This is a genomic window from Streptomyces sp. ISL-98, assembly GCF_018614055.1.
Taxonomy (GTDB): Bacteria; Actinomycetota; Actinomycetes; order Streptomycetales; family Streptomycetaceae; genus Streptomyces; species Streptomyces spiramyceticus.
The window spans coordinates 63,189-85,828 of record NZ_JAGGPB010000021.1; the positions used below are offsets into that span (position 1 = coordinate 63,189).

The window sequence follows — 22,640 nt, forward strand, 5'->3', positions numbered from 1 at the left end:
CTTGCGCCGCACCCTAGTTGGGGCTGCGGCGGCCGTCAGCCGGATGGCCCAGCGGTCACTCGATGGAATGGCTTTGGCTAAAGGTGCTGACGCCGTCGGGCATCGGACTCAGGTCGGGCTCAGGGTCGGACTCAGGTAGACACCGGTCGGACACCGGACACTCATCGGCCGGTGTCCGGTCCAGAGGCTCAGGCCTCGGACGCCGCCTTCTGGGCGATGTCCGTACGGTGCTGCGACCCGTCGAGCCGGATCCTGGCCACCGCGGCGTACGCCCGCTCGCGCGCCTGCGCCAGATCGGATCCCGTCGCGGTCACCGACAGCACACGCCCGCCCGCGCTCACAACGGCGTCGCCCTCCCGCTTGGTACCCGCGTGCAGGACGTACGCATGGGGCGCATCCTGGACCGCCACGTCGCCGAGGCCCTCGATCGGGTCGCCCGTGCGCGGCGTCTCGGGGTAGTTGTGCGAGGCGATGACGACGGTCACGGCCGCGTCGTCGCGCCAGTTCAGCGGCGGCTCGGCATCGAGCGTGCCGTTGGCGGCGTTGAGCAGGACGCTCAGCAGCGGGGTCTTGAGGCGGGCCAGGACCACCTGGGTCTCCGGGTCGCCGAACCGGGCGTTGAACTCGATGACCCGTACGCCGCGCGAGGTGATGGCCAGGCCCGCGTACAGCAGCCCGGAGAAGGGCGTGCCGCGGCGGCGCAGCTCGTCGACGGTCGGCTGGAGGACGGTCGCCATGACCTCGTCGACCAGCTTGGGGTCGGCCCACGGCAGCGGGGAGTACGCGCCCATGCCGCCGGTGTTCGGGCCTTCGTCGCCGTCGAGGGCGCGCTTGAAGTCCTGCGCGGGCTGCAGCGGCAGCACGGTGACGCCGTCGGTGATGGCGAACAGCGACACCTCGGGGCCGTCGAGGAACTCCTCGATGACCACGCGCTGGCAGGCCAGCGCGTGTGCGCGGGCCACCTGGACGTCGTCGGTCACGACGACGCCCTTGCCCGCGGCGAGGCCGTCGTCCTTGACGACGTACGGAGCGCCGAAGGCGTCCAGCGCCCTGTCGATCTCTTCGGGGGTGGTGCAGACATAGCTACGGGCGGTCGGGACGTTCGCCCCGGCCATCACGTCCTTGGCGAAGGCCTTGGAGCCCTCGAGCTCGGCGGCCTCCCGGGACGGGCCGAAGCAGGGGATACTGGCCGCGCGCACGGCGTCGGCGACCCCGGCGACGAGCGGCGCCTCCGGGCCGACAACGACGAGGCCGGCGCCGAGCTCGGTGGCGAGCCGGGCAACGGCGGCACCGTCGAGGGCGTCCACCGGGTGCAGCTCGGCCACCTCTGCGATGCCGGCGTTGCCGGGGGCGCAGTACAGGGCGGTGACGTCGGGATCGAGGGACAGAGAGCGGCACAGGGCGTGTTCGCGGGCGCCGCCGCCGATGACGAGGACCTTCACGGGGTGCAGCCTAGCCCGCGCGCCGCCGTCACCCCGCCGCGCTGCCCGCTCGTACTCGTCGTATTCGCCTCTACTGCTCGTTTCTACTGCTCGTTGACGAACTCTTCGACGACCGTCGCCCCCAGCTCCCGCACGATCAGGTCGTGGCCGGACAGCGCGGAGTCGACGAGGTCCGGGTCGTCCTCCGCCGGTACGTCGTCCTCGATCGCCACCGGTGGAGGCGGGGGCTGCGATTCCGCGGCGTAGGAGGGTCCGGGAGAAGGCTCGGGCGCCGTACGCGGCGGCGTCTGGGCGGCGGGGGCCTGCGCCTGGGGCGCAGGGGCGGCCGGGCCGGGCTGGTAGGGCTGCTGGGCGGGACGCGGAGCCGGGGCAGCGGGCGGCCGCCCACCAAAACCACCGCCGCCACCCGAGCCGCCGCCGCTACCGGGCGGGTGGCCACCACCCGACGGGTCGACGACCGCCTCGACCTTCCACTGCACGTTGAAGGACTCGGCCAGCGCCTGCTTCAGCACGTCCTCGCTGCCGCTGCTCGTGAAGTTGTCACGGGCTCCGGCGTTGATGAACGAGAGATGGAGCGTGGTTCCGTCGAAGCCGGTGACCTGCGCGTTCTGACTGAGCAGGATCCAGGTGAACCGCCGGCGGTTCTTGACGGCCTCCAGGATCCCGGGCCACATGTTCTGCACCTGTACGGCCCCCTGGGCGGCCGGTGCCGAGGTCGCAGGCGCGGGCGCCGCCGCAGCGGGCGGGGCCTGCGCGGGCGCGGGCTGCGGTTCGGGCCGGCCCTGCCCCGGCGCGGAGGCTGTGGGCCAGCCACCGGGCCGGCGCCCGGCCTCCTGCCCGCCACCGCCGCCGGCACCCCCCGAACCACCCGCACCGGGCCAGGCACCGGGCCGCTGTGGCTGCCCGCCACCCACGCTCTCGGCGGGAGGAGCCTCCGCCACAGGAACGGCGACAGGCGCAGAAGGCACGGGAGCCACCGGAGCAGCCGGAGGCACTGGAGCCACCGGAGCAGCCGGACCAGATACCCCAGGCACAGCATGAGCCTCAGGCCCCGGCACGTACCCCATAGCGGGGCCGGGAGCCGCACCCGCGGCCATGAAGCCGCCACCGGCGCCGCGCTCCAGGCGGTCGAGACGGGCCTGCAGCGAGCGCTCGTCGTCGAAGGCGGCGGGCAGCAGCACCCGGGCGCAGATCAGCTCCAGCTGCAGCCGCGGCGAGGTGGCGCCACGCATCTCGGTGAGCCCGGTGTTGACCAGGTCGGCGGCGCGGCTCAGCTCGGCCGCGCCGAACACCGAAGCCTGCGCCTGCATCCGCTCCACGACATCCGCCGGTGCATCGATGAGCCCCTTGTCCCGCGCGTCCGGCACGGCGGCCAGGATCACCAGGTCCCGCAGCCGTTCCAGCAGGTCGGCCACGAACCGGCGAGGATCGTTGCCACCCTCGATGACCTGGTCCACGATCTCGAACGCGGCAGCCCCGTCACCCGCCGCGAAAGCGTCCACGACGGAGTCGAGCAGCGAGCTCTCCGTGTATCCGAGGAGCGCGGTGGCCATGGCATATGTCACACCGTCCTCGGCCGCTCCGGCGAGGAGCTGGTCCATGACGGACATCGAGTCACGCACAGACCCGGCCCCGGACCGTACGACCAGCGGCAGGACACCCTCCTCGATGGGGATGCCCTCCTTGCCGCACACCTCGCCCAGGTAGTCGCGCAGCGTCCCCGGCGGCACCAGGCGGAAGGGGTAGTGGTGCGTACGCGACCGGATCGTGCCGATGACCTTCTCGGGCTCCGTCGTCGCGAAGATGAACTTGAGGTGCTCCGGCGGCTCCTCGACCACCTTCAGCAGGGCATTGAAGCCCGCCGGGGTGACCATGTGCGCCTCGTCGATGATGTAGATCTTGTAGCGACTGCTCGCAGGCCCGAAGAAGGCCTTTTCCCGCAGGTCACGGGCATCGTCAACGCCACCGTGCGAAGCGGCGTCGATCTCGATGACGTCAATGGATCCCCGGCCGTTCCTGGCCAGGTCGAGGCAGGACTGGCACTGGCCGCACGGGGTGGGCGTAGGCCCCTGCTCACAGTTCAGGCAGCGGGCGAGGATGCGCGCGCTGGTCGTCTTTCCACAGCCGCGCGGCCCACTGAACAGGTACGCGTGATTGACCCGGTTGTTGCGCAGGGCCTGCTGCAAGGGGGCAGTGACATGCTCCTGCCCGATGACCTCGGCGAACGACTCGGGACGGTAACGGCGGTACAGCGCAAGGGACGACACGTATACGAGGTTATCGGGACCCACTGACAACCGTCCCCGCCCAACGCAAGCGCCCCCCACGCACCCGCCAGAGCTCACTTACCCTTGCTGCCTTCCGGCCCTGGGGGAGTTCGGTGAGATAGCGCCACGTGAGGGGCTGGCCCCCACAGTAGCGGATGGCCCCCCAGGAAAACGAGCCGGGCCCCGACCACGGGCAACGCGGAGGAACGTGTTCGCGAGCACTCCTCAACGTCTTGTATTGTTTGCGGCGGAGGATTCGCCTAGTGGCCTAGGGCGCACGCTTGGAAAGCGTGTTGGGGGCAACCCCTCACGAGTTCGAATCTCGTATCCTCCGCCGGCAGAAGGCCCGGACCGTTTCGACGGTCCGGGCCTTCGTCGTCTGCGTCTCGGCTTCCGTTACAACCGGATCTCTCCCCCGGCCGCGTCAGCGTGCTGGGACTGGGCGAGAAGCCGGTCCGCCAGGCCGACAGCGGCCGGTTTCCGGAGCAGGAGCAGGGCCGCGTCGTCGTGGAGCCGGCCGCCGACGTGCGCCAGCAGTTCGTCGTGGAGCGCGGCGAGGGTACGGGACGGCTCGTCCGACACGTGCCGCGCCACCCGCTCGACGAGCGGGTAGAACTCACGATCGTGGTTGCGGGCCTCGGTGACGCCGTCGGTGTAGAGGAGCAGCTGGTCACCGTCGGCGAAGGGCAGTGTCTGCAGGCTCGGAGTCTCGCCGGTAAAGGCATGCAGCCCGAGCGGTGGAGCCGGATGGGTCGGATCGACGGCCAGTACCTGTGCATCGCGGACCACCAGCGGCGGAGCGTGTCCGCAGTTGACCACCTCCATGCTTCCGGCTCCGGGGTACCCGACGACGACGGCGGTGACGAAGTCGTCGGAACCCAGATTGCGCGCCAGGCTTCGCTCGATCCTGCCGACGACGTCGAGGAGGTCCGGCTCGTCGTAGGTGGCCTCGCGGAAGACGCCGAGCACCAGGGCGGCGGTGCCCACCGCGGGCAGCCCCTTTCCCCGCACGTCGCCCACGATCAGCCTGACCCCGTACGGAGTCGGCACCAGCGCGTAGAGGTCCCCGCCGATGCGGGCCTCCGCATCGGCGGCGCTGTAGCGGACGGCCACCTGAAACGGGCCGACCGTTGCGGGCACGGGCTTGAGGAGGGCGTGCTGGGCGGCCTCGGCGACCGAGCGCACGGCCGCGAGTACCCGCTCGCGGCGCACGCGCAGCCCGCTGGTCAGGCCGCACGCCAGGGTTACGGCTACCAATGCCGAGAGCACGATGGCCAGCTCGCGACCAGGTACGCCGTCCCGAACCCCGAGCACAGCGCCCAGAACGGCGGCGAGGAAGCCGACACACAGAACCCCCCACGGCCGACTGGTGGTGGCGGCCAGCGCGGGTCCGGCGGCGAGCAGGGGCAGCCAGGTCATCGCGGCTCCGCTGACGAGGCCGAGGAGTACAACGACAGAGACGATCAGCACGGGCGCAACGGAGGCGAAGTGCGCGGCGGCTCCTGTCCGGGTCTTCGTGAACGACCTCGTCGGCCACCAGCCGCCTTCATGGTCTCGCGCCTGACTCATGTTGTGGTCCGCAGTCCTCTCCCGGTGGCGGCACATACGCCCGAATGTCCCTTTCGTCCAGAGAACAGGTTCCGTGCGGGCGCCACAAGGACAGGAATTTCAGATAGTGAGCGAAAGACCCCTGGTCACGCGGCCGGCTGTGGGCACCAGACGCTCTCGCACCTCATCGATGCGGGAGAGCCGGTCCGCCCGCATGGAGATGCCGAGCGAGCCGAGCTTGTCGCCGCTGTAGACGGGCACCGCGACGCAGACCGTACCGAGGGCGTACTCCTCCAGGTCCAGGACGGCCGGGGCGGTGGTCGGCGACTCGAGTCGCCGGATCAGTTCGGAACGCCGGGTGATGGTCCGGGGCGTGAGGTCGGCGAGGGAGTGCCGGGAGAGGTAGTCGTTGCGGGACTCGTCGTCGAGCTCGCGCAGTACGCACTTCCCGAGCGCGGTGGCGTGCCCGGCGTCCTCGAATCCCACCCAGAGATCGACCCGCTGCGCCCGGGGGCTGTCGACGATCTCGGCGACCCGGATCTCGCCCTCCTCGTAGAAGGTCAGGTAAGCGGCGGCCGACAGTTCGTCCCGCAGAGCGGCGAGCATGGGGCGGATGCGGCTGAGCAGCGCCTGCCCGCGGCTTCCGGCGTGCAGCACGTCCAGCTGGTCCCCGATGACGAACCCGCCGTCGTCCAGTTTCCGTACGTACCCGTCGTGGACCAGCGTCCGCAACAGGTGATAGGTGGTGGCCAGAGGCAGGCCCGTCTCGCGTGCCAGCTGCTTCGCCGGCGCGCCGTTCCCGTGCGCGCCCACCGCTTCCAACAGGCGGAAGGCCCGCTGTACGGAAGTGATGAGCGTAGGGCCGTCGTGCGCAGCCATGTGACCAGCGTGCGCCCGACTCACGGCCCGGGCAAGGCCCCTCGGCCCGCAGGGGCGGCGAAGGCCCGGCCGGGAATCCGGCCGACCTCGGCGAGCCCCATGCGCGGTCGGCCCCGCTGACCGAGGAGAAGCGGCGTACCGTGCTGCGCCTGATGGTGGAGGGGCACACCGACGCGGCCATCGCGACGCGCCTCGGCATGAGCGCACGCACCGTGGCCAACCACATCAAAAAGACGGCGGACGCGCTCGGCAGCCGCAGCAGGGCACAACTCGCCTGTCTCCTGGCCAAGTCCGAGCAATTCGAGTAGCCGCACGGGCGAGGGCCACAGACAGCGCCGCGTCCTGGGGGGAGGCGTGCGAATGTCACGGTCCCGGGGTGCGAATCTCACGCCCATTGCGTGACAAGTGGTGGTTGTTGACGGCCGGTGGCTCTGGAATCGTCGAAGTAGACGTGGCCCCACCGGAGGCGCACATGGACAAGCGGTATGAGGTGTACTGCCTCGTAGACCCCTGCTTCTACGACGCGCCGCCGCACACGCGCGACGGAGGCGGCGACCTGGAAGCCGCACTGGGCACGGTCCCGGACACGTGGGTACGTGCCCAGCTCGACGACTGGGTGGTCTACTGCCCGGACGACGCCAAGCTCCCCCGCCAGGGGTGGAAGATCCACGCCTCGGCGTGTCTCGACAACGCCGAGGAGATCCTCGCCGCGGTCCGGGACTACTGCCTGCCGCGGCGGATCTCTTTCAAGTTCCTGCCCAGCAGGGAGTTCCTGCTCCTGGCCAACGCGAAGTACGCGCACCGGAGCGCGAGCGGCAAGTTCGTGACGATCTACCCGAGGGACGAGGCCCAGCTCCGGCAGGTGCTCACCGATCTGGGGCACGTCCTGGAGGGGAAGCCGGGGCCGTACATCCTCAGCGACCTGCGGTGGGGGCCGGGTCCGCTGTACGTCAGGTACGGCGCCTTCGCCGACCGCTACTGCGTCACGGCCGACGGCGAGGTCGTGCCCGCGATCGAGGACGGGACCGGCCGGCTGGTGCCCGACGTGCGCGGACCGACGTTCCGGGTGCCCGACTGGGTCCGGCTGCCGGAGTTCCTGGAGCCCCATCTCGCCGAACGCGGGCGTACGACCGTGGCCGACATCCCGTACCGCATCGACAAGGCGCTGCACTTCTCCAACGGTGGTGGGCTGTACTCCGGTGTGGACCTGCGCACCGAGGAGCGCGTCGTGCTCAAGGAGGCCCGGCCGCACGCGGGGCTCACGCCGGACGGTGCGGACGCGGTGGCGCGGCTGCGGCGCGAGCGGGAGGCGCTGGAGCGGCTCGGCGGCCTCGACTGCGTTCCGGGCGTACGGGACCACTTCGTGCTCGGGGACCATCACTTCCTCGTCGAGGACTTCATCGAGGGAGAGACACTCCACGAGCAGTTCGTCCACCGGTACCCCCTGGTGTCACTGGACCCCGACGACGCGGCGTTCGCCGACTACACGTCCTGGGCGCTCGACATGCTCCAGCAGATCGAGCAGGCGGTCACCGCCGTGCACGAGCGGGGTGTCGTCATCGGCGACGTACACCCGCTCAACGCTCTGGTCCGGCCCGACGGACGTGTGGTGCTGATCGACTTCGAGGGCGCGTCCGACGCGGCACAGCCGCGGCGACAGACGCTCGCCGCCCCGGGTTTCGTCGCCCCGCACAAGACCACCGGGTTCGGCATCGACCGGTACGCCCTGGCCTGCCTGCGTCTCTTCCTGTTCATGCCGCTGACCGGCCTGATCGAACTGGACAGGGGCAAGGCGGGCCAGTTCGCCAGGGAGGCGGCACGGCTGTTCCCGCTGCCGGACGGGTTCCTGGACGACGCCGTACGGCTGATCACCGGGGACGCCGGGCGGCAGGCAACAGGCGCACCGGCCGCGGGCGAACCGCGACTGGATCCCGACCGCCCGGGCTGGGAGTGCGCCCGTGACTCCCTCTCCGCCGCCATCCTGGCGAGCGCCACGCCGGAGCGGGACGACCGCCTCTTCCCCGGAGACATCGAGCAGTTCCTCACAAAAGGCACCGCTCTGGCCTTCGCCCACGGCGCGGCAGGGGTCCTGTACGCCCTGGACGTGACCGGCGCCGGACGTCATCCGCAGTACGAGGACTGGCTCGTCCGGCGGGCCCTGCACCCCGAGACGGGGACACGCCTCGGCTTCTACGAGGGCATGCACGGCATCGCGTACGTACTCGACCACCTGGGTCACCGCGCCGAGGCGATGAAGGTCCTCGACATCTGCTCGGGCGAACGGTGGGAGCAGCTGGGGCTCGATCTGCGCGGCGGGCTGGCCGGAATCGGCCTGAACCTGCTGCACTTCGCGTCCGTCACGGACGACCCCGCGTTCCTGGACGCCGCCCTCCAGGTGGCGGACGTCGCCGCCGGGCGGCTGGGACCGGCCGACGCCGTGCCGGAGGTGAGCGGCAATGGTCATCCGTACGCCGGGCTGCTGATGGGCTCTGCCGGGCCCGCGCTGATGTTCGTACGGCTCTACGAGCACACCGGCGACGCACAGTTCCTCGATCTCGCCGCGACGGCACTGCGCCAGGACCTGCGCCGCTGCGTCGTCCGCGCGGACGGGGTGATGGAGGTCAACGAGGGATGGCGGACGATGCCGTACCTCGCCGACGGCAGTGTGGGCATCGGCCTCGTCCTCGACGACTACCTCAAGCACCGCGAGGACGAGCAGTTCGCGCAGGCGGCCACGGCCATCCGCAGGGCCGCCACGGCGCCGTTCTGCATCGAACCGGGGCTCTTCGACGGCATGGCCGGGATGATCCTCCACCTCAGCCGGGCGCATCCCCCCGGAACGGCCGCCGAACGGGACCCGGTGGTCGCTGCCCACATTCGCAGCCTGGCCCGGCACGCCTGTAACTACCAGGGGCACCTTGCCTTCCCCGGCGACCAGCTGATGCGGCTCTCCATGGACCTGGCCACCGGCAGCGCCGGTGTGCTGCTCGCCCTCGGCTCCGCCCTTCATCACGACACTGTGCAGCTGCCTTTCCTTGCCCCGCCCCGACTTTCCGACCTTTCCGTTCCGACCTTTCCGCCCCCGACCAGCCGCAAAGAAAGGAGGTGAAAGGAAATGACGCTCCTTGACCTGCAAGGGATGGCGCCCGAAACCAGCGCCAAGCCGCCGCCCGGAAGTCGCGCCAGCAAGGGCTGCAACAACGACGGGCGCAGCTTCCTGAGCCTGCTCTGCTCGCTGTTCTGAGCGACTACGAGTGACCGCTGGAAAGGCGAGTGACCGCTGGAAAGGCGGGGGCACGACCGCGTGCCCCCGCCCCTACCGTGACCGCAATCGTGACGGGAGTGGCCCGTGGCCCGACGTGCGGCGGATCGGCTGCTGCTCGCGGCAGCCCGGCGGGGTGGCGCACCGGTCGGCGTCCTGGCTGCCACAGCGTTGCTGCTGGCCGGCGTGTATCTGGCACTGCCCACGGTCATGGGGCGTGCCCTCGACGCCATGCTCGACGGTCGCGACGCGACACTCTGGCTCTCCATGTCCGCGGTGTCGATCGTGATCCTGGTGGTGTGTGACGCGGCGGACGACTTCGTCGGAGCGGTGGCCAATGCCCGGGCGATCGTGTGGTTGCGCCGGACGCTGCTGCGGCACATGCTCGCGCTGGGCACCCGGGCCACCCGGCGATTCGGTGCGGGGGACCTGGTGAGCCGCCTGGTGAGCAACACGGCCCGTACGGGAAGCGCCCCGTCTAGCCTGGTCTGGGGCATCACCGATCTCGTCCCCCCGATCGGCGGCGTCGTCGCGCTGGCGCTCATCGACCCCTGGCTCTGCGTGACCTTCCTCGCCGGGCTGCCCCTGGTCGTCCTCCTCGTACGCGCCTTCGTACGCGACGTGTCGGACTTCAACGAGCAGTACTTCGCGACACAGGGCCGGATCGCCGCACGCCTTGGTGACGCCCTCGCCGGAATCCGCACGATCGCTGTGGCGGGGACGGCCGAACGCGAGATCGGAAGGGTGCTCGCGCCGCTGCCGGAGCTGCGCCGCAACGGCCTGGGGATGTGGCGCGCGTTCGCCCGGGTCACGGCACGCAACGCCCTCGTCGTACCCCTGCTGCAGATCGCCGTGCTGGCGGTGGCCGGACTGGAACTCTCCCGGGGACGGATCACCCCGGGTGAGGTGCTCGCCGCGAGCGAGTACGTGCTGCTGGCCATGGGCGTCGACTCCATCGTGTCGTCCGTGAGCAAGCTGACCTTCGCCCGCGCGACGGCCGCCCGGGTCGCGGAGGTCATCGACGAACCGGCCATGCGGTACGGCGCGGAGCGGCTCCCCGTCGAAGGAAGCAGCAACGTCGACACAGGCAACGGGCGGCTGGAATTCCGGCGGGTGACCGTACGCACGCCGGGCGGTGCCGTCGTGCTCGACGACCTCCGACTTGCTGTGCGGGGCGGGGCTCTGGTCGCGGTCGTGGGGCGGTCGGGGTCCGGCAAGTCGCTGCTGGCCGCGCTGGCCGGGCGTCTCGTCGACCCCGACGAGGGCGAAGTGCTGCTGGACGGCGTGCCGCTGCGCCGCCTGGACCGCGACGAGCTGCGGAGGGCGGTGGCGTACGGCTTCGAACGCCCGGTGCTGCTCGGCGACACCATTGCCGACGCGATCGGGTTCGGGCCACGAACGCCCTCCGCCGACGAGCTGGTCGCACAGGCGACCGCGGCCAGGGCCGACGTGTTCATCCGGCACCTGCCGGCCGGTTACGGCACCCCGCTCGCCGAGGCCCCGATGTCGGGCGGTGAGGCGCAACGCATCGGGCTTGCACGCGCGTTCGTCCAGGCCGGGCGGGTCCTCGTACTCGACGATGTCGCCGCCAGCCTCGACACCGTGACCGAGCACCACATCAGCCAGGCGCTGACCGGCGCGCTGGCCGACCGTACCCGGATCGTCGTGACGCACCGGGCGTCCACCGCCGCCAGGGCGGAGTACGTCGTCTGGCTCGACGGGGGGCGGGTGCGCGCGGAGGGGACGCACGGCGAACTGTGGGCCGACCCCGAATACCGGGCTGTATTCCAGCCGGTACAGCCCGTCCACCAGCCGATACGGCCGGTCCAGGCGGTAGAGCCCGTCCAGCCCGACGAGCCCGTCCCGCCGGTCGCACACACAGGAAGTGCCCCGTGAACCGGGCAGCCGGCGGCCTCCTGCGCTCGACGCTGCACCGGCGGCGCCGCGAGTTCCTTCGGCTCTCTGGCTGGTCGTTCGTGAAGGCGGTACCGGCCTTCCTGTCCGGCTGGGTCATTGCCCGTGCCGTCGACGACGGCTTCCTGGCCGGCCGGGCGGGCGAGGGACTGGCCTGGCTCGGGCTGCTGGCGGGCGCCGTCCTGATCGGGGCGTGGGGCACACGGCACGCCGCGCTGGGGCTCGCCGCGGTCGTCGAGCCGTTCCGCGACGAGCTGGTCACCCTGGTCACGACCGGCACCCTGCGCCACTCGGCCCGGCAGGGTGAACCCGCCGACACCGCCGCCGTGGCACGCCTCACCGAGCACGTGGAGATCGCTCGGGAGGCGTACGGGGCGGTGGTCATGTTCGTACAGACCTTCGTCATCACGGTGGTGAGCGTGGCGCTGGGCCTGGCCTCCCTGGACCCCGCCCTGCTGCTCCTGGTCCTGCCGCCGCTGCTGACCGGCCTCGCCATCTTCCTCGCGGCGCTCCGCTCCATGGCCGCCCGGCAGCGGGCCCTCGTCCTGGCGGACGAGGGCCTGGCGGAGGCCGTGAGCGGAGCAGTGGGAGGGTTGCGGGACGTGGTCGCCTGCGGCGCCGAGGAACGCGTCCGGGCGCAGGCAGAGGACCGTATCGACGCCTCGGCACAGGCCGCCCGGGCCCTTGCCCGGCTCACGGCGCTCCGGACCGCGGCCCTGGGAATCAGCGGCTGGATGCCCATCCTGCTCATCCTGGCCGGTACGCCCTGGCTGCTACGGGGCGGCGTGACGGCGGGAGCGGTCCTGGGGGCGGTGGCGTACGTGTCGCAGGGCCTGCAACCGGCACTGCAGGACTTCGTCCGGGGAGTCGGCGGCAGCGGCCTGTGGCTGGCGGTATCCCTCGGCCGTATCGCGGAGGCGGCGCACATTTCGCCGGAGGCGGCGGCTGCGGAGGCGGAACGGCCCGGCCCGCGCCCGTCGACGGGACCGCGCCCCTCGACCGCGCCGGTGGCGGCATCGCCGCGCGGGCCCGGCGTGGAACTGCGTGGCGTCACCTTCGGCTACGCCGGATCTGCGGAGCCGGTGATCCAGAACCTCGACCTCTCGCTCTGCCCGGGGCATCACCTGGCCGTCGTAGGACCGAGCGGCGCGGGGAAGTCCACCCTGGCCGCGCTGGTCGCCGGGCTCCTCGAACCGCAAGCCGGGCAGGTACGCATCGGCGGTACGCCCGTCCGCGCGCCCGTCCGTACGCCGGGTACATGCGGCGCCGAGGCCCTGGCACGGCGGCGCGTGCTGATCCCTCAGGAGGCGTACGTTTTCGGCGGCACGCTCTGGGAGAACCTCACCTACCTGGAGCCCGGCGCCGAGCGGTCGGAGACGGACGCAGCGGTCCGCGCGGTGGGTGCGGGGCCGCTCGTGGAGCGCCTGGGCGGTTACGACGCGCCACTCGAACCGCAGGAACTCTCGGCCGGTGAACGCCAGTTGGTCGCGCTCGTCCGCGCGTTCCTGCCGCCCTCGCAGCTGATTCTGCTGGACGAGGCCACATGCCACCTCGACCCGGCCGCCGAAGCGGTCGCAGAGCAGGCCTTCGCCCGCCGCCCGGGCACATTGATCGTGTTCGCACACCGGATCAGCTCGGCACTGCGGGCAGACCTGATTCTGCTGCTGGACGGTACGCGGGCCCGGCTGGGCACGCATGAGGAGCTGATGGCCGACTCGGCGCTCTACCGCGATCTGGTGGGCCACTGGGAGTCGGCCGCGTCACCGGTATCGCCGTACCGTCCCGTCGCGCGTACGACGCGTACGGGATGACCAATCCGCCGTACAACTCACAACTCCAGCTACAACCAACCCGACTCACGGACGATCCGGATCGTGTCGACCCGGTTACGTGCACCCACCTTGTTCGCGACCGTCGACAGGTGGTTTCGTACCGTGCCCACCGAAAGCGCCAGCCGGTCGGCGATCTCCCGCGTCGGCGTGCCCTCCGCAGCCATCCGCAGCACTTCCAGCTCCCGCGGGGTCAGCGGGCTCTCCACCGCGTTGATCGCCCGCAGCGCGAGCTCAGGGTCGATGAACCGCTGTCCCCCCGCGACCGTGCGGATGCCCTCGACCAGCCGGTCCGCAGAGGTGTTCTTCCCGACGAGGCCGGGAGCCCTCTGGGCCAGCGCCCGCATGAGGCATTCCGGCGTCGGCGAGCCGGTGACCAGCAGCGTCCGGCACTCGGGGAGTTGTGCGGACAGCTCGCCCCCCAGGGCAAGTTCCTCACGCTCCCGGGAGTCGACGTCGATCACTGCGACATTGGGGCGGTACGTCGCGGCGTGGGCGAGGACCGAGCCGTTCCGTCCGGCTTCCACGGCGACGTCGATGTCCGTCTCGCGGTCGAGGAGGGCGGCGAGCGCTCCCCGCATGAGGGTGGTGTCCTCGACGAGCAGCACCCTGATCAGCGTGCTCAACTGACTCAACCGGCCGGCTCGATGTTCTGGTTCGCGTGGAAGAGGTTGTCCGGGTCGTACGTCGCCTTGATCTGCGCGAGCCTGCCGTAGTGGTCACGGTAGGTCGACCTGACGCGATCCTGGCCCTCGCCCGCGCCGATGAAGTTCACGTACGAGCCGCCCATGGAGTGCGGCTGCAGAGCCTGGTGGTAGTCGACGGCCCACTGCTTGACGATCTCTGCCTTTGCCGGATCCGGGTCGACGCCGCCGACGATGCCGGACCAGATCGCGTCCCGGTAGCTCCACGCGGTGTCGTCCTTGTCGACGCGCCCGGCGGCGGCGTCGACCGGGTAGAGGTGCACCGTCGAGAGGTCGGTCGGCACGTTCTCGCCGAACCTGGCGTGTACGTCGAGGGATTCGTCCGTAATGCGGTCGAAGAAGTGCCCGCGCCAGTACCACTGCAGGCCGGCGGGAATCAGCTCGTCGAACAGGCTCTGCACCCCGGGGTAGGGCATCGGTGTCGTGAAGTGGAAGGCGGGCGGGCCCGCGTCGTTGACGGCGGCGAGTGCGTCGTCGAGGCCGGCCAGGTCCCCTGTCCAGCACCACACCACGCCGCACATCTTCTGGTTGTGAATCTCCTCGGGGAACGGCGGACCGGCCGGCACGGTGAGCAGGTTGTAGAAGCCGTTCAGGTCGTCGGGGGCCTGCGGCAGGAATTCGCGGTACCAGCGCAGTACGTCCGGCGTACGGTCGACCGGCCACACGGTGATCCCGAACCCCACGGTGTGCACCGGGTGCAGCTGCAAGGTGAACGACGTGACAATGCCGAAGTTCCCGCCGCCGCCGCGCAGAGCCCAGAACAGGTCCGGGTACTCCTTCGCGCTCGCGGTGACGAAGCTGCCGTCGGCGAGCACGACGTCCGCGGCCAGCAGATTGTCCACCGTCAGGCCGTACTTGCGCGTGAGATGCCCGTGGCCGCCGCCGAGGGTCAGGCCCCCGACGCCGGTCGTCGACATGATTCCGGCGGGTGTGGCCAGGCCGAAGGCGTGGGAGGCGTGGTCGAGGTCGCCGAGCTGACTGCCGCCGCCGACTAGGGCTGTCCTGGTCTCGGGGTCCACGTGCACCCAACGCATGGGCGACAGGTCGATGGTGACGGCGCCGTCCACTTCGCACAGGCCGGGGCCGCTGTGTCCGCCGCCCCGTACGGCGAGTTCGAGGCCCTGGTCGCGTATGAAATCGACGGAGGCCATGACGTCGCCCGCGTCCGTGCACCGCATGATGGCGGCCGGGTACCTGTCGATCATCGCGTTGTAGATCTTGCGAGCCTGGTGGTAGTCCGGGTGCTGCGGGCCGATGACCGGGCCGCGGACCGCGGCCTCCATCGCTTCCAGAGTCGTCGCTTCCAGAGTCGCGCCGTCCATGGCCTGCTCCTTAAACCGAGACGCGGACCGCTTCCCACCCGGCCTCTCCCCCGTGGGGCTGCCGGTGAGCGGCTGTGCACCGGCGGCCCGGCACCCCCGTCTGCGGCAGGCGAATCGGACGCCCGACACCACGACGGCTGACATTTCCAGGATCCTGCCGGTGGGAGGGGCTCGCAATTCCGCCGGATTTCGCCTGAGGTGCCGGGTCCCGGGCAAAGGCTCACGATGAATTCATGGAAAGCCGCCCCTCCAGCGACCCCTTCGGCGACATCAGCCCGCCGAGCCGCATCGCGGAGCCCACCGAGGGCATCAGCCCCGAGGAGCTCGCCCTGGCGACCCGCAACCACGGACTGCCGCTGGAAGCCCTGCGCTACGACCTGACCCCGCCCGGACTGCATTACGTACTGGTCCACTACGACATCCCCGCCGCCCGCGCCGACGACTGGCGCCTCACCGTGGGCGGCCGCGTCCGCAGCCCGCTGACGCTGGACATGGAGACGCTGCGGTCGTTCCCGGCGGTCACCCACCGCGTGACGATCGAGTGCGCGGGCAACGGCCGGGCCCGGCTCACGCCCCGGCCCGTGAGCCAGCCCTGGCTCGTCGAGGCAGTCGGAACGGCCGAGTGGACCGGCGTACCCCTGCGTCTCCTCCTCGCCGAGGCCGGAGTCGAGTCCGACGCCGTCGAGGCCGTCTTCACCGGCGCCGACCACGGCGTCGAGCGCGGCGTGGAGCAGGACTACCGGCGGAGCCTGCCGCTGGAGGTGGCCACCGGCGGCGATCCGCGTCCCGAGGTGCTGGTGGCGTACGGCATGAACGGCCGGCCCCTGCCGCCGCAGCACGGGCATCCGCTGCGGCTGGTGGTCCCCGGCTGGTACGGCATGGCGCACGTGAAGTGGCTTCGCGACATCACGCTCACGGACGCGCCGTTCACCGGCTTCCAGATGACGGTGGCGTACCGCTTCCGGCAGGAGGCCGACGAGCCGGGCGAGCCGGTGACACGCATCGCGCCGCGGGCCCTGATCGCACCGCCCGGGTTCCCGGAATTCATGTCCAGAACCCGTGTCGTACGTCCTGGTCAGGTGGTTCTTGAGGGCCGGGCCTGGTCCGGGTACGCCCCGGTCACGCGGGTCGAGGTGAGTACGGACGACGGCCACTCCTGGAGCGAAGCCACGCTCGCCCCGCAGGACGGCCACGCCTGGGCCTGGCGAGGGTGGCACGCACCGTGGACGGCCACCCCGGGCAGTCACGTCCTCAGCGCCCGCGCCACGGACGCGGACGGCAACACACAGCCGCTCGAACAGCCCTGGAACCGGGGCGGCTTCGCCAACAACCTGGTGCAGCGGATGCCGGTGCTGTGCGTCGCCGAATAGCGTCGTTCACATCGTCGCTCACGTCATGACGGCGACCGCCCACCAGCGGACGAGACATCCCGCAGCGTCCCGATCAGCGCGTCCAGCGCGGCCGAGTACCCGTGCTCGGGCGGTGTCCCGTAGCCGACGGCTATTCCGCCGGGACGCGCCGGGTCCGGCGTGTGCCAGACCGTGGCCAGGGGGATCAACCGCAGGCCCCGGGCCGCCGCGCGGGCGCACACCTCGTCCTCCGTCGGGCCGCCGAGGGGGAGTTCGAGCGCCAGCTGTACGCCGGCAGCCGCGCCGTGCACCTTCACCCAGGGCACCTCGTCGGCCAGCCTGCGCAGCAGCTGGTCGCGGCGGCGCCGGTAGCGCAGGCGCTGGGCGCGTACGTAGCGGTCGTACTCATGGCTGGTGATCAGCTCGGCCAGCACCAGCTGACCGATCACCTCGGTCTGCATGTCCGCGTAGAACTTGGCGTCGGCGACTGCATCGACCAGCCGTTCCGGCAGCACCATCCAGCCCAGCCGTATCCCAGGCCCCAGGATCTTCGAGGCCGTCCCGAGGTACGCGACGTGCTCCGGCGCGATGCCCTGCAGGGCGCCCACGGGCTGCCTGCCGTAGCGGAGTTCGCCGTCGTAGTCGTCCTCGGCGACCAGCCCTCCGCCCGACGCCGCCCACTCGACCAGCGCCCGGCGCCGCTCGGGCGCGAGGACGACGCCGAGTACCGCCTGATGCGCCGGGGTCACTACGACCGCCCCCGCTCCGTCCGGTACGTGGCCGGAGGCGCCCAGTTCGTCGACCGGCAGCGGTACGACGCCCGGCCCCGCCCGCCGCACCACCTCGCGGTGGAACGGTGCGCACGGGTCCTCCATCGCCACCGTCCGGCAGCCGTCGTCGTGCAGGACGCGGGCGAGCAGCCCGAGCCCCTGCATGAAACCGGTCGTGACGATGATCCTCTCCGGGTCGGCCAGTACGCCCCTGGTCCGGCCCAGATATCCGGCGAGCGCCGTGCGCAGCGCGATGTGGCCGCGCGGGTCTCCCACGGAGAACGCCTCGACCTCGGTGCGCGGCAGCACGCGGCGGGCGGCGCGCAGCCAGGCGTCGACGGGGAACGAGGAGACGTCCGGGCGCCCGGGGAGCAGGTTGTGGCGCGCGGGCGGCAGCGCACCGGACGCGCTCCCTCCGGTCCCCCCGGTCGCACCGCGCGTCTCGCCCGCGACGCGCGCCGGGAGCAGCTCGGAAACCACGGTGCCCGCCCCGCTCCTGGCCGACAGGTGGCCCTCCGCGACGAGTTGCTCGTACGCCGCTGTCACCGTGCCGCGCGCCACGCCCAGTTCGGCGGCCAGTGTCCGGGTGGCGGGGAGACGGCTGCCCGGGGCGAGCCTGCCGTCCCTGATGGCTGCGCGCAGGGCGCGCTCGATGCCGGCCCGGAGGCCGCCTTCGGCTTCGGTGTTGAGGTCGAGGTGCAGGTCAACACCGAATGTGGTCCAGTCGAGCGCCATGGAATTGGACCATACCGGCCGCCCCACCACTGCCTAATGTCGACGTCATGACCACAGAGACGACTGCTGGAACGACACGCATCGACCTCCTCAAGCACTCCGGCGCCGCCTACGAGAAGATGCTGGAACTCGCCCAGACCGTGCACGCCATGGGCGGCCTGGAGTACTCGCTCCAGGAGCTGGTGAAGATCCGCGCCTCGCAGATCAACGGCTGTGCGATGTGCCTCGACATGCACACTCTGGACGCGGCTGCGGCGGGCGAGACGCACCAGCGTATGCACGCGCTGAACGCCTGGCGGGAAACGCCGTTCTTCACGGAGCGGGAGCGCGCGGCGCTGGCGCTCACCGAGGCGGGCACGCTGCTTGCGAACGGCGGGGTGAGCGACGAGGTGTACGCCGAGGCCGCCGCCCACTTCGACGAGAACGAACTCGCCGCCCTGACGTGGCTGATCGCGATCATCAACACCTTCAACCGGCTGGCGGTGACGACCAGGATGATGCCCGGCTCACACACACCGCAGGCACGGTAATGACGGCATCCCGAGCCGCCGCGCTGCGCGCCCTGCATGTTCCGGGCAAGCCGGTCGTCCTGCCGAACGTCTGGGACGCGGCCTCCGCCCGTACGGTCGTGGCCGCCGGTTTCCCGGCCGTCGCCACGGCCAGTGCGGCGGTCGCCCCGGCCCTGGGCTTCGAGGACCACGAGGCGGCCCCGGCCGCGGAGATGTTCGCCGCGGTGGCCCGCATCGTGCGGGCCGTGGACGTACCGGTCACCGCCGACCTGGAACGCGGCTACGGCCTGCCGCCCGCCGAGCTCGCCGAGCGCCTGGCGGAGACCGGCGCGGTGGGCTGCAACCTGGAGGACTCCGACCCGCGTACGGGCGCGATGGTGGAAGCCGACGAGCAGGCCGAGTTCCTGTCCGCGTTCCGCCGGGCCGCCCCCCACGTGGTGATCAACGCCCGCACGGACACGCTGCTGCGCGGCAACCCCGCCACGGAGGAGGAACGCCGGGACCTCCTGTCGGAAGCGGTGGCCAGGGGCCGCACGTATGCCGAAGCGGGCGCGGACTGCATCTACGCGCTCTCCTTGCAGGCCCTGTCCGCCGAGACGGTACGCGAGCTGGTGAAGGGCATAGGGGCCCCGGTCAACATCGCGTACGGTCCCGGAAGCCCCTTGTCCTTGGCCGACTTGGCGGCAGCGGGAGTGGCAAGGGTGACCTTCGGCCCGGGCCTGTTCATGGCGGTGCAGAAGCACTTGGCGGACCTGGCGGAGGAGATCGCCGCGGGGAGGGACCCGTACGCGGGCTTGAAGCTGTGGTGATGTGACGGGACGGGACGGGACGGGATGCGCGGGGCCGGTGGGTGGGACGTACCAGTTGAATGGGGTGACTCCTCAGAAGCCGTCACATGTAGCCGTCGCGAACTTCCCCCGCGCCGTGGACGTTTGCGGTGGGTTGTCGTCCACCGTCACCGAGCATGTGGCCGTCCCGCCGGATTCCCCAAGGGTGACGACGAGCGAGCCGCCTTTCATGAGGCCCGTGCTCTCCACTTCCTTGCGCCACGGCAGGCGGGCGTCGGACACGCTGCTCGACGACGTGTTGCCGTTGTTCCAGGTGGTGTAGGTGATCGAGGCGTCATTCGCGTCGCCCGTCACCTCGTACGTCACCCGGACCTTCCGGTCCGCCTCCTCGTCGACCTCGCTGAAGACCAGCGCGGCGATCGCGACGCAGCCCAGCACGATGAGAACCGCGATACCCAGGAGCACCCACGGCCACACCCGGCGCCTCCTCGGGGGTGGCGGGTAGCCGTACCAGGGCGGGGGCGTGCCGCCGCCCTCGGGGCGCGGGCCCCACTGGGGTTCGGACATGAGAGCCGGGGTCCTTCCGGAGAGGAGCAGTTCCTTGCTGCCTCTCGATCATTCGCCGGGCCACGCCCACGCGCCCCCGGGACGTACGCCGACAGGGTGGCGAGACGAATCGTCTTGCGTAATGCGGCGGGAGACGGCAGGTGTGATCATCGAGAGATGAGCACCGTGATTCGACTCGCCCAGCAACCGGACGCCGACGAACTGCTCGGCCGCAGCCCGCTCGCCGCCCTCGTCGGCATGCTGCTCGACCAGCAGGTACCGATGGAGTGGGCGTTCACGGGCCCGTACACGATCGCCCAGCGCATGGGTGGCGACGACCTGGACGCGCACGAGATCGCCGCGTACGACCCGGAGGCCTTCGTGGACCTGCTGTCGGCGAAACCGGCCGTGCACCGCTACCCGGGATCGATGGCGAAGCGCGTGCAGCAGCTCTGCCAGTACCTGGTCGAGCACTACGACGGGGACGCGGCCGGGGTGTGGCGCGACGTTGCCACCGGCAAGGAGCTGCTGGCCCGCCTGAACGACCTGCCCGGCTTCGGCAAGCAGAAGTCGCAGATCTTCCTCGCGCTGCTGGGCAAGCAGCTCGGCGCGCGGCCGGAGGGCTGGCGGGAGGCGGCCGGGGCGTACGGCGACGAGGGGTCGTACCGGTCGGCCGCGGACATCACGGGGCCGGAGTCGCTGGCGAAGGTGCGGGCGTTCAAGCAGGAGGCGAAGCGGGCGGCGAAGGCGGCGGCTCCGGCCAAGAAGAAGGCGTAGGCGGGCGGGCGCGGGGCGCCGAGTGCCCGGATAGAGGGCGGGAGACACCGGACGACGCACTTCCGCTCACGATTTACTCCCGTTATGGCATTGAATACGACTTTTGAACCCCCGCCTCATGGCTGCGCCCGGAGCCGCTTGCCCGGTAGGCTTTCCGTGTGATCTTCAAGCGCATCGGAAACGGCCGGCCATACCCCGACCATGGCCGGGAAAGCACCCGTCAGTGGGCGGATGTCGCGCCGCGCCCGGTCCGCCTCGATCAGCTCGTGACCACCAAGGGTCAGCTGGATCTCGAGACGCTCCTCGCCGAGGACTCGACGTTCTACGGCGACCTCTTCGCGCACGTCGTGAAGTGGCAAGGCGACCTCTACCTGGAGGACGGGCTGCACCGCGCCGTCCGCGCCGCGCTCCAGCAGCGCCAGGTGCTGCACGCGCGCGTCCTGGAACTCGACGGCATCTGAGACGTCCGGGACACCGGGACACATCTGAGGCATCCGAGGGTCCGGCAGGCCGGGCTGTTGAGCCTTATGGGTTGGCCTGACCCAAGTGGTTGATCATTTAGTAGGCATCATCACCGAGTCGCATTACGCTGCGCTCATGAGCATGCTGACTCCCCCCGGCATGGGCGGAAAGTACCGCATTACGGGCGACAAGTACCCGCGCATGCGACGCCCCCGGAACCGACGAAGGATCATCCTCGCGGTGATGGCCTCGGTCGTGGCCCTCGGCCTGATCGGCTGGGGGACGCTTCAGCTCATCGAGGTCTTCACGGGGGGCGGGAAGCACTCGACGGCCGTCCGCAAGAAACAGGGCTGCGCCAAACAGGGCAAGCCGAACGGATCGGCGTCCGGAGCGCCGAGTACGCTGCCCAAGCCGGGCGCGATCAAGGTCAACGTCTACAACGCGACGAAGCGCGGCGGCCTCGCCAAGGGCACCGCCGACGAGCTCAAGAAACGCGGCTTCAAGATCGGCAAGGTCGGCAACGCGCCGAAGGCGTACGACAAAAAGGTCAAGGGCGCCGGGATACTGCTGGGCGCCCCCAAGGCGGCCTCCGGCATGCTGCCGGTACTCGGTGCGCATCTCACGGGCGCCGTACAGAAGACGGACGCGCGTGAGGGCAGCGACGTGGACCTGATCCTCGGCACGGCCTTCAAGGAGCTGGACACCAAGAAGGACGCGGACAAGGCCATGGCCACGCTGGCCAATCCCTCGCCCGCGCCCTCCGGGAAGTGCTGAGAACCGTACGACTGAGAACGTACGCCTGAGGAGCGTACGGACGGCTGCTAGTCCGCCGTGCCGTACATCCGGTCGCCCGCGTCGCCCAGCCCCGGCACGATGTAGCCGTGCTCGTTCAGGCGCTCGTCGATCGACGCCGTGACGACGGTGACCGGCGTGCCGGCCAGCTCGCGCTCCATGACCTCGACACCCTCCGGCGCCGCCAGCAGCACAACCGCCGTCACATCGTCCGCACCGCGCTTGATCAGCTCACGGATCGCCGCGACCAGGGTGCCGCCGGTGGCCAGCATCGGGTCCAGTACGTACACCTGGCGGCCCGAGAGGTCCTCCGGCATCCGCGTCGCGTAGGTCGACGCCTCAAGCGTCTCCTCGTTGCGGATCATGCCGAGGAAGCCCACTTCGGCGGTCGGCAGCAGCCGCACCATGCCGTCGAGCATGCCGAGACCGGCCCGCAGGATCGGTACGACCAGGGGGCGCGGGTACGACAGCTTCACGCCCGCCGTCGGCGACACCGGGGTCTGGATCTCGACCTGCTCGGTGCGCACGTCCCGGGTGGCCTCGTACGCGAGCAGGGTGACCAGCTCGTCGGCGAGGCGCCGGAAGGTCGGGGAGTCGGTGCGCTTGTCGCGCAGCGTGGTGAGTTTGTGCGCCACAAGAGGGTGGTCGACGACATGGATCCGCATGGCGTCAACAGTAGCGGGGGCAGCGGCCCGCTCCCATCAGTGCCGACCAGGGCTGGCATCAACCCGCCGGCCGGAGGGAA

General features: G+C 71.0%; 20 protein-coding genes, 1 tRNA gene and 1 other RNA gene. 12 read left to right on the plus strand and 10 right to left on the minus strand.

Features of this window, described 5'->3' with window-relative positions:
- Positions 1-188: 188 nt before the first annotated feature.
- The 3 genes from purD to ffs all read right to left on the minus strand — a co-directional run bounded on the left by purD (position 189) and on the right by ffs (position 3,850).
- Positions 189-1,442: a phosphoribosylamine--glycine ligase gene (gene purD / locus J7I98_RS15995; RefSeq protein ID WP_214921370.1), complete on the minus strand. Its 1,254-nt coding sequence runs from the start codon at positions 1,440-1,442 to the stop codon at positions 189-191.
- 83 nt (positions 1,443-1,525) lie between these two features.
- Entirely contained in the window at positions 1,526-3,709 is a 2,184-nt protein-coding gene (locus tag J7I98_RS16000) for a DNA polymerase III subunit gamma and tau (protein ID WP_214921371.1), read from the minus strand.
- Between the two features lie 42 nt (positions 3,710-3,751).
- Positions 3,752-3,850, minus strand: an RNA gene (gene ffs / locus J7I98_RS16005) — signal recognition particle sRNA small type.
- Between the two features lie 108 nt (positions 3,851-3,958).
- Between ffs and J7I98_RS16010 the strand changes: the two genes are divergently transcribed.
- Positions 3,959-4,043: transfer RNA gene (locus tag J7I98_RS16010), tRNA-Ser, on the plus strand.
- A 62-nt stretch (positions 4,044-4,105) separates the two neighbouring features.
- Here the strand turns inward: J7I98_RS16010 and J7I98_RS16015 are convergent.
- Positions 4,106-5,278 (minus strand): PP2C family protein-serine/threonine phosphatase, encoded by a 1,173-nt coding sequence (locus J7I98_RS16015; RefSeq protein WP_214921372.1) that lies wholly within the window; start codon positions 5,276-5,278, stop codon positions 4,106-4,108.
- Positions 5,279-5,377: 99 nt separating this feature from the next.
- Positions 5,378-6,136: an IclR family transcriptional regulator gene (locus tag J7I98_RS16020; RefSeq protein ID WP_214921373.1), complete on the minus strand. Its 759-nt coding sequence runs from the start codon at positions 6,134-6,136 to the stop codon at positions 5,378-5,380.
- Positions 6,137-6,252: 116 nt separating this feature from the next.
- Between J7I98_RS16020 and J7I98_RS16025 the strand changes: the two genes are divergently transcribed.
- The 5 genes from J7I98_RS16025 to J7I98_RS16045 all read left to right on the plus strand — a co-directional run bounded on the left by J7I98_RS16025 (position 6,253) and on the right by J7I98_RS16045 (position 13,123).
- Entirely contained in the window at positions 6,253-6,444 is a 192-nt protein-coding gene (locus tag J7I98_RS16025) for a LuxR C-terminal-related transcriptional regulator (RefSeq protein WP_285438036.1), read from the plus strand.
- A 164-nt stretch (positions 6,445-6,608) separates the two neighbouring features.
- Positions 6,609-9,245 carry a class III lanthionine synthetase LanKC gene (gene lanKC / locus J7I98_RS16030; RefSeq protein WP_214921374.1) on the plus strand — a complete coding sequence of 879 codons (2,637 nt, stop codon included), beginning with the start codon at positions 6,609-6,611 and terminating at the stop codon, positions 9,243-9,245.
- A gap of 6 nt (positions 9,246-9,251) precedes the next feature.
- Positions 9,252-9,380 carry a SapB/AmfS family lanthipeptide gene (locus tag J7I98_RS16035; protein WP_214921375.1) on the plus strand — a complete coding sequence of 43 codons (129 nt, stop codon included), beginning with the start codon at positions 9,252-9,254 and terminating at the stop codon, positions 9,378-9,380.
- A gap of 105 nt (positions 9,381-9,485) precedes the next feature.
- A complete protein-coding gene (locus J7I98_RS16040; RefSeq protein ID WP_214921376.1) occupies positions 9,486-11,294 on the plus strand; it encodes an ABC transporter ATP-binding protein in 1,809 nt (602 codons plus the stop codon).
- Positions 11,291-13,123 (plus strand): ABC transporter ATP-binding protein, encoded by a 1,833-nt coding sequence (locus tag J7I98_RS16045; protein WP_214921377.1) that lies wholly within the window; start codon positions 11,291-11,293, stop codon positions 13,121-13,123. The genes J7I98_RS16040 and J7I98_RS16045 overlap by 4 nt, the downstream gene beginning before the upstream one ends.
- Positions 13,124-13,152: 29 nt before the next feature.
- On the opposite strand, the gene J7I98_RS16050 is transcribed toward J7I98_RS16045, so the two are convergent.
- Both J7I98_RS16050 and J7I98_RS16055 read right to left on the minus strand, forming a co-directional pair.
- Positions 13,153-13,767 (minus strand): response regulator transcription factor, encoded by a 615-nt coding sequence (locus tag J7I98_RS16050; RefSeq protein WP_308377819.1) that lies wholly within the window; start codon positions 13,765-13,767, stop codon positions 13,153-13,155.
- Between the two features lie 5 nt (positions 13,768-13,772).
- On the minus strand, positions 13,773-15,167 hold the full coding sequence (locus J7I98_RS16055; protein WP_214921378.1) for an FAD-binding oxidoreductase: 1,395 nt from the start codon (positions 15,165-15,167) through the stop codon (positions 13,773-13,775).
- Positions 15,168-15,400: 233 nt separating this feature from the next.
- Here J7I98_RS16055 and J7I98_RS16060 point away from each other — a divergent pair, with 233 nt between their 5' ends.
- Positions 15,401-16,537, plus strand: a complete 1,137-nt coding sequence (locus J7I98_RS16060) for a sulfite oxidase (protein ID WP_214921379.1) — start codon at positions 15,401-15,403, stop codon at positions 16,535-16,537.
- 23 nt (positions 16,538-16,560) lie between these two features.
- On the opposite strand, the gene J7I98_RS16065 is transcribed toward J7I98_RS16060, so the two are convergent.
- Entirely contained in the window at positions 16,561-18,021 is a 1,461-nt protein-coding gene (locus tag J7I98_RS16065; RefSeq protein WP_214921380.1) for a PLP-dependent aminotransferase family protein, read from the minus strand.
- 47 nt (positions 18,022-18,068) lie between these two features.
- Here J7I98_RS16065 and J7I98_RS16070 point away from each other — a divergent pair, with 47 nt between their 5' ends.
- Positions 18,069-18,551: a carboxymuconolactone decarboxylase family protein gene (locus J7I98_RS16070; protein ID WP_214921381.1), complete on the plus strand. Its 483-nt coding sequence runs from the start codon at positions 18,069-18,071 to the stop codon at positions 18,549-18,551.
- Positions 18,551-19,339, plus strand: coding sequence for an isocitrate lyase/phosphoenolpyruvate mutase family protein (locus tag J7I98_RS16075; protein ID WP_214921382.1), 789 nt, complete (start codon positions 18,551-18,553; stop codon positions 19,337-19,339). Before J7I98_RS16070 ends, J7I98_RS16075 begins: the two co-directional genes overlap by 1 nt.
- 72 nt (positions 19,340-19,411) lie before the next feature.
- Here J7I98_RS16075 and J7I98_RS16080 read toward each other — a convergent pair whose 3' ends face one another.
- Positions 19,412-19,885 carry a hypothetical protein gene (locus tag J7I98_RS16080; protein ID WP_214921383.1) on the minus strand — a complete coding sequence of 158 codons (474 nt, stop codon included), beginning with the start codon at positions 19,883-19,885 and terminating at the stop codon, positions 19,412-19,414.
- A gap of 156 nt (positions 19,886-20,041) precedes the next feature.
- On the opposite strand from J7I98_RS16080, the gene J7I98_RS16085 reads away from it, so the two are divergent.
- From J7I98_RS16085 to J7I98_RS16095, 3 genes are all read left to right on the plus strand, one after another.
- The gene (locus tag J7I98_RS16085) at positions 20,042-20,641 is read left to right on the plus strand and encodes an HhH-GPD-type base excision DNA repair protein (RefSeq protein WP_214921384.1); all 600 of its coding nucleotides are present in this window, start codon (positions 20,042-20,044) and stop codon (positions 20,639-20,641) included.
- Between the two features lie 158 nt (positions 20,642-20,799).
- Complete coding sequence (locus J7I98_RS16090) at positions 20,800-21,102, plus strand: type II toxin-antitoxin system VapB family antitoxin (protein ID WP_214921385.1); 303 nt, start codon at positions 20,800-20,802, stop codon at positions 21,100-21,102.
- A gap of 136 nt (positions 21,103-21,238) precedes the next feature.
- The gene (locus J7I98_RS16095; RefSeq protein WP_214921386.1) at positions 21,239-21,877 is read left to right on the plus strand and encodes a LytR C-terminal domain-containing protein; all 639 of its coding nucleotides are present in this window, start codon (positions 21,239-21,241) and stop codon (positions 21,875-21,877) included.
- 47 nt (positions 21,878-21,924) lie between these two features.
- Here the strand turns inward: J7I98_RS16095 and upp are convergent, their stop codons facing one another.
- A complete protein-coding gene (upp, locus tag J7I98_RS16100; protein ID WP_214921387.1) occupies positions 21,925-22,560 on the minus strand; it encodes a uracil phosphoribosyltransferase in 636 nt (211 codons plus the stop codon).
- Positions 22,561-22,640 lie beyond the last annotated feature (80 nt).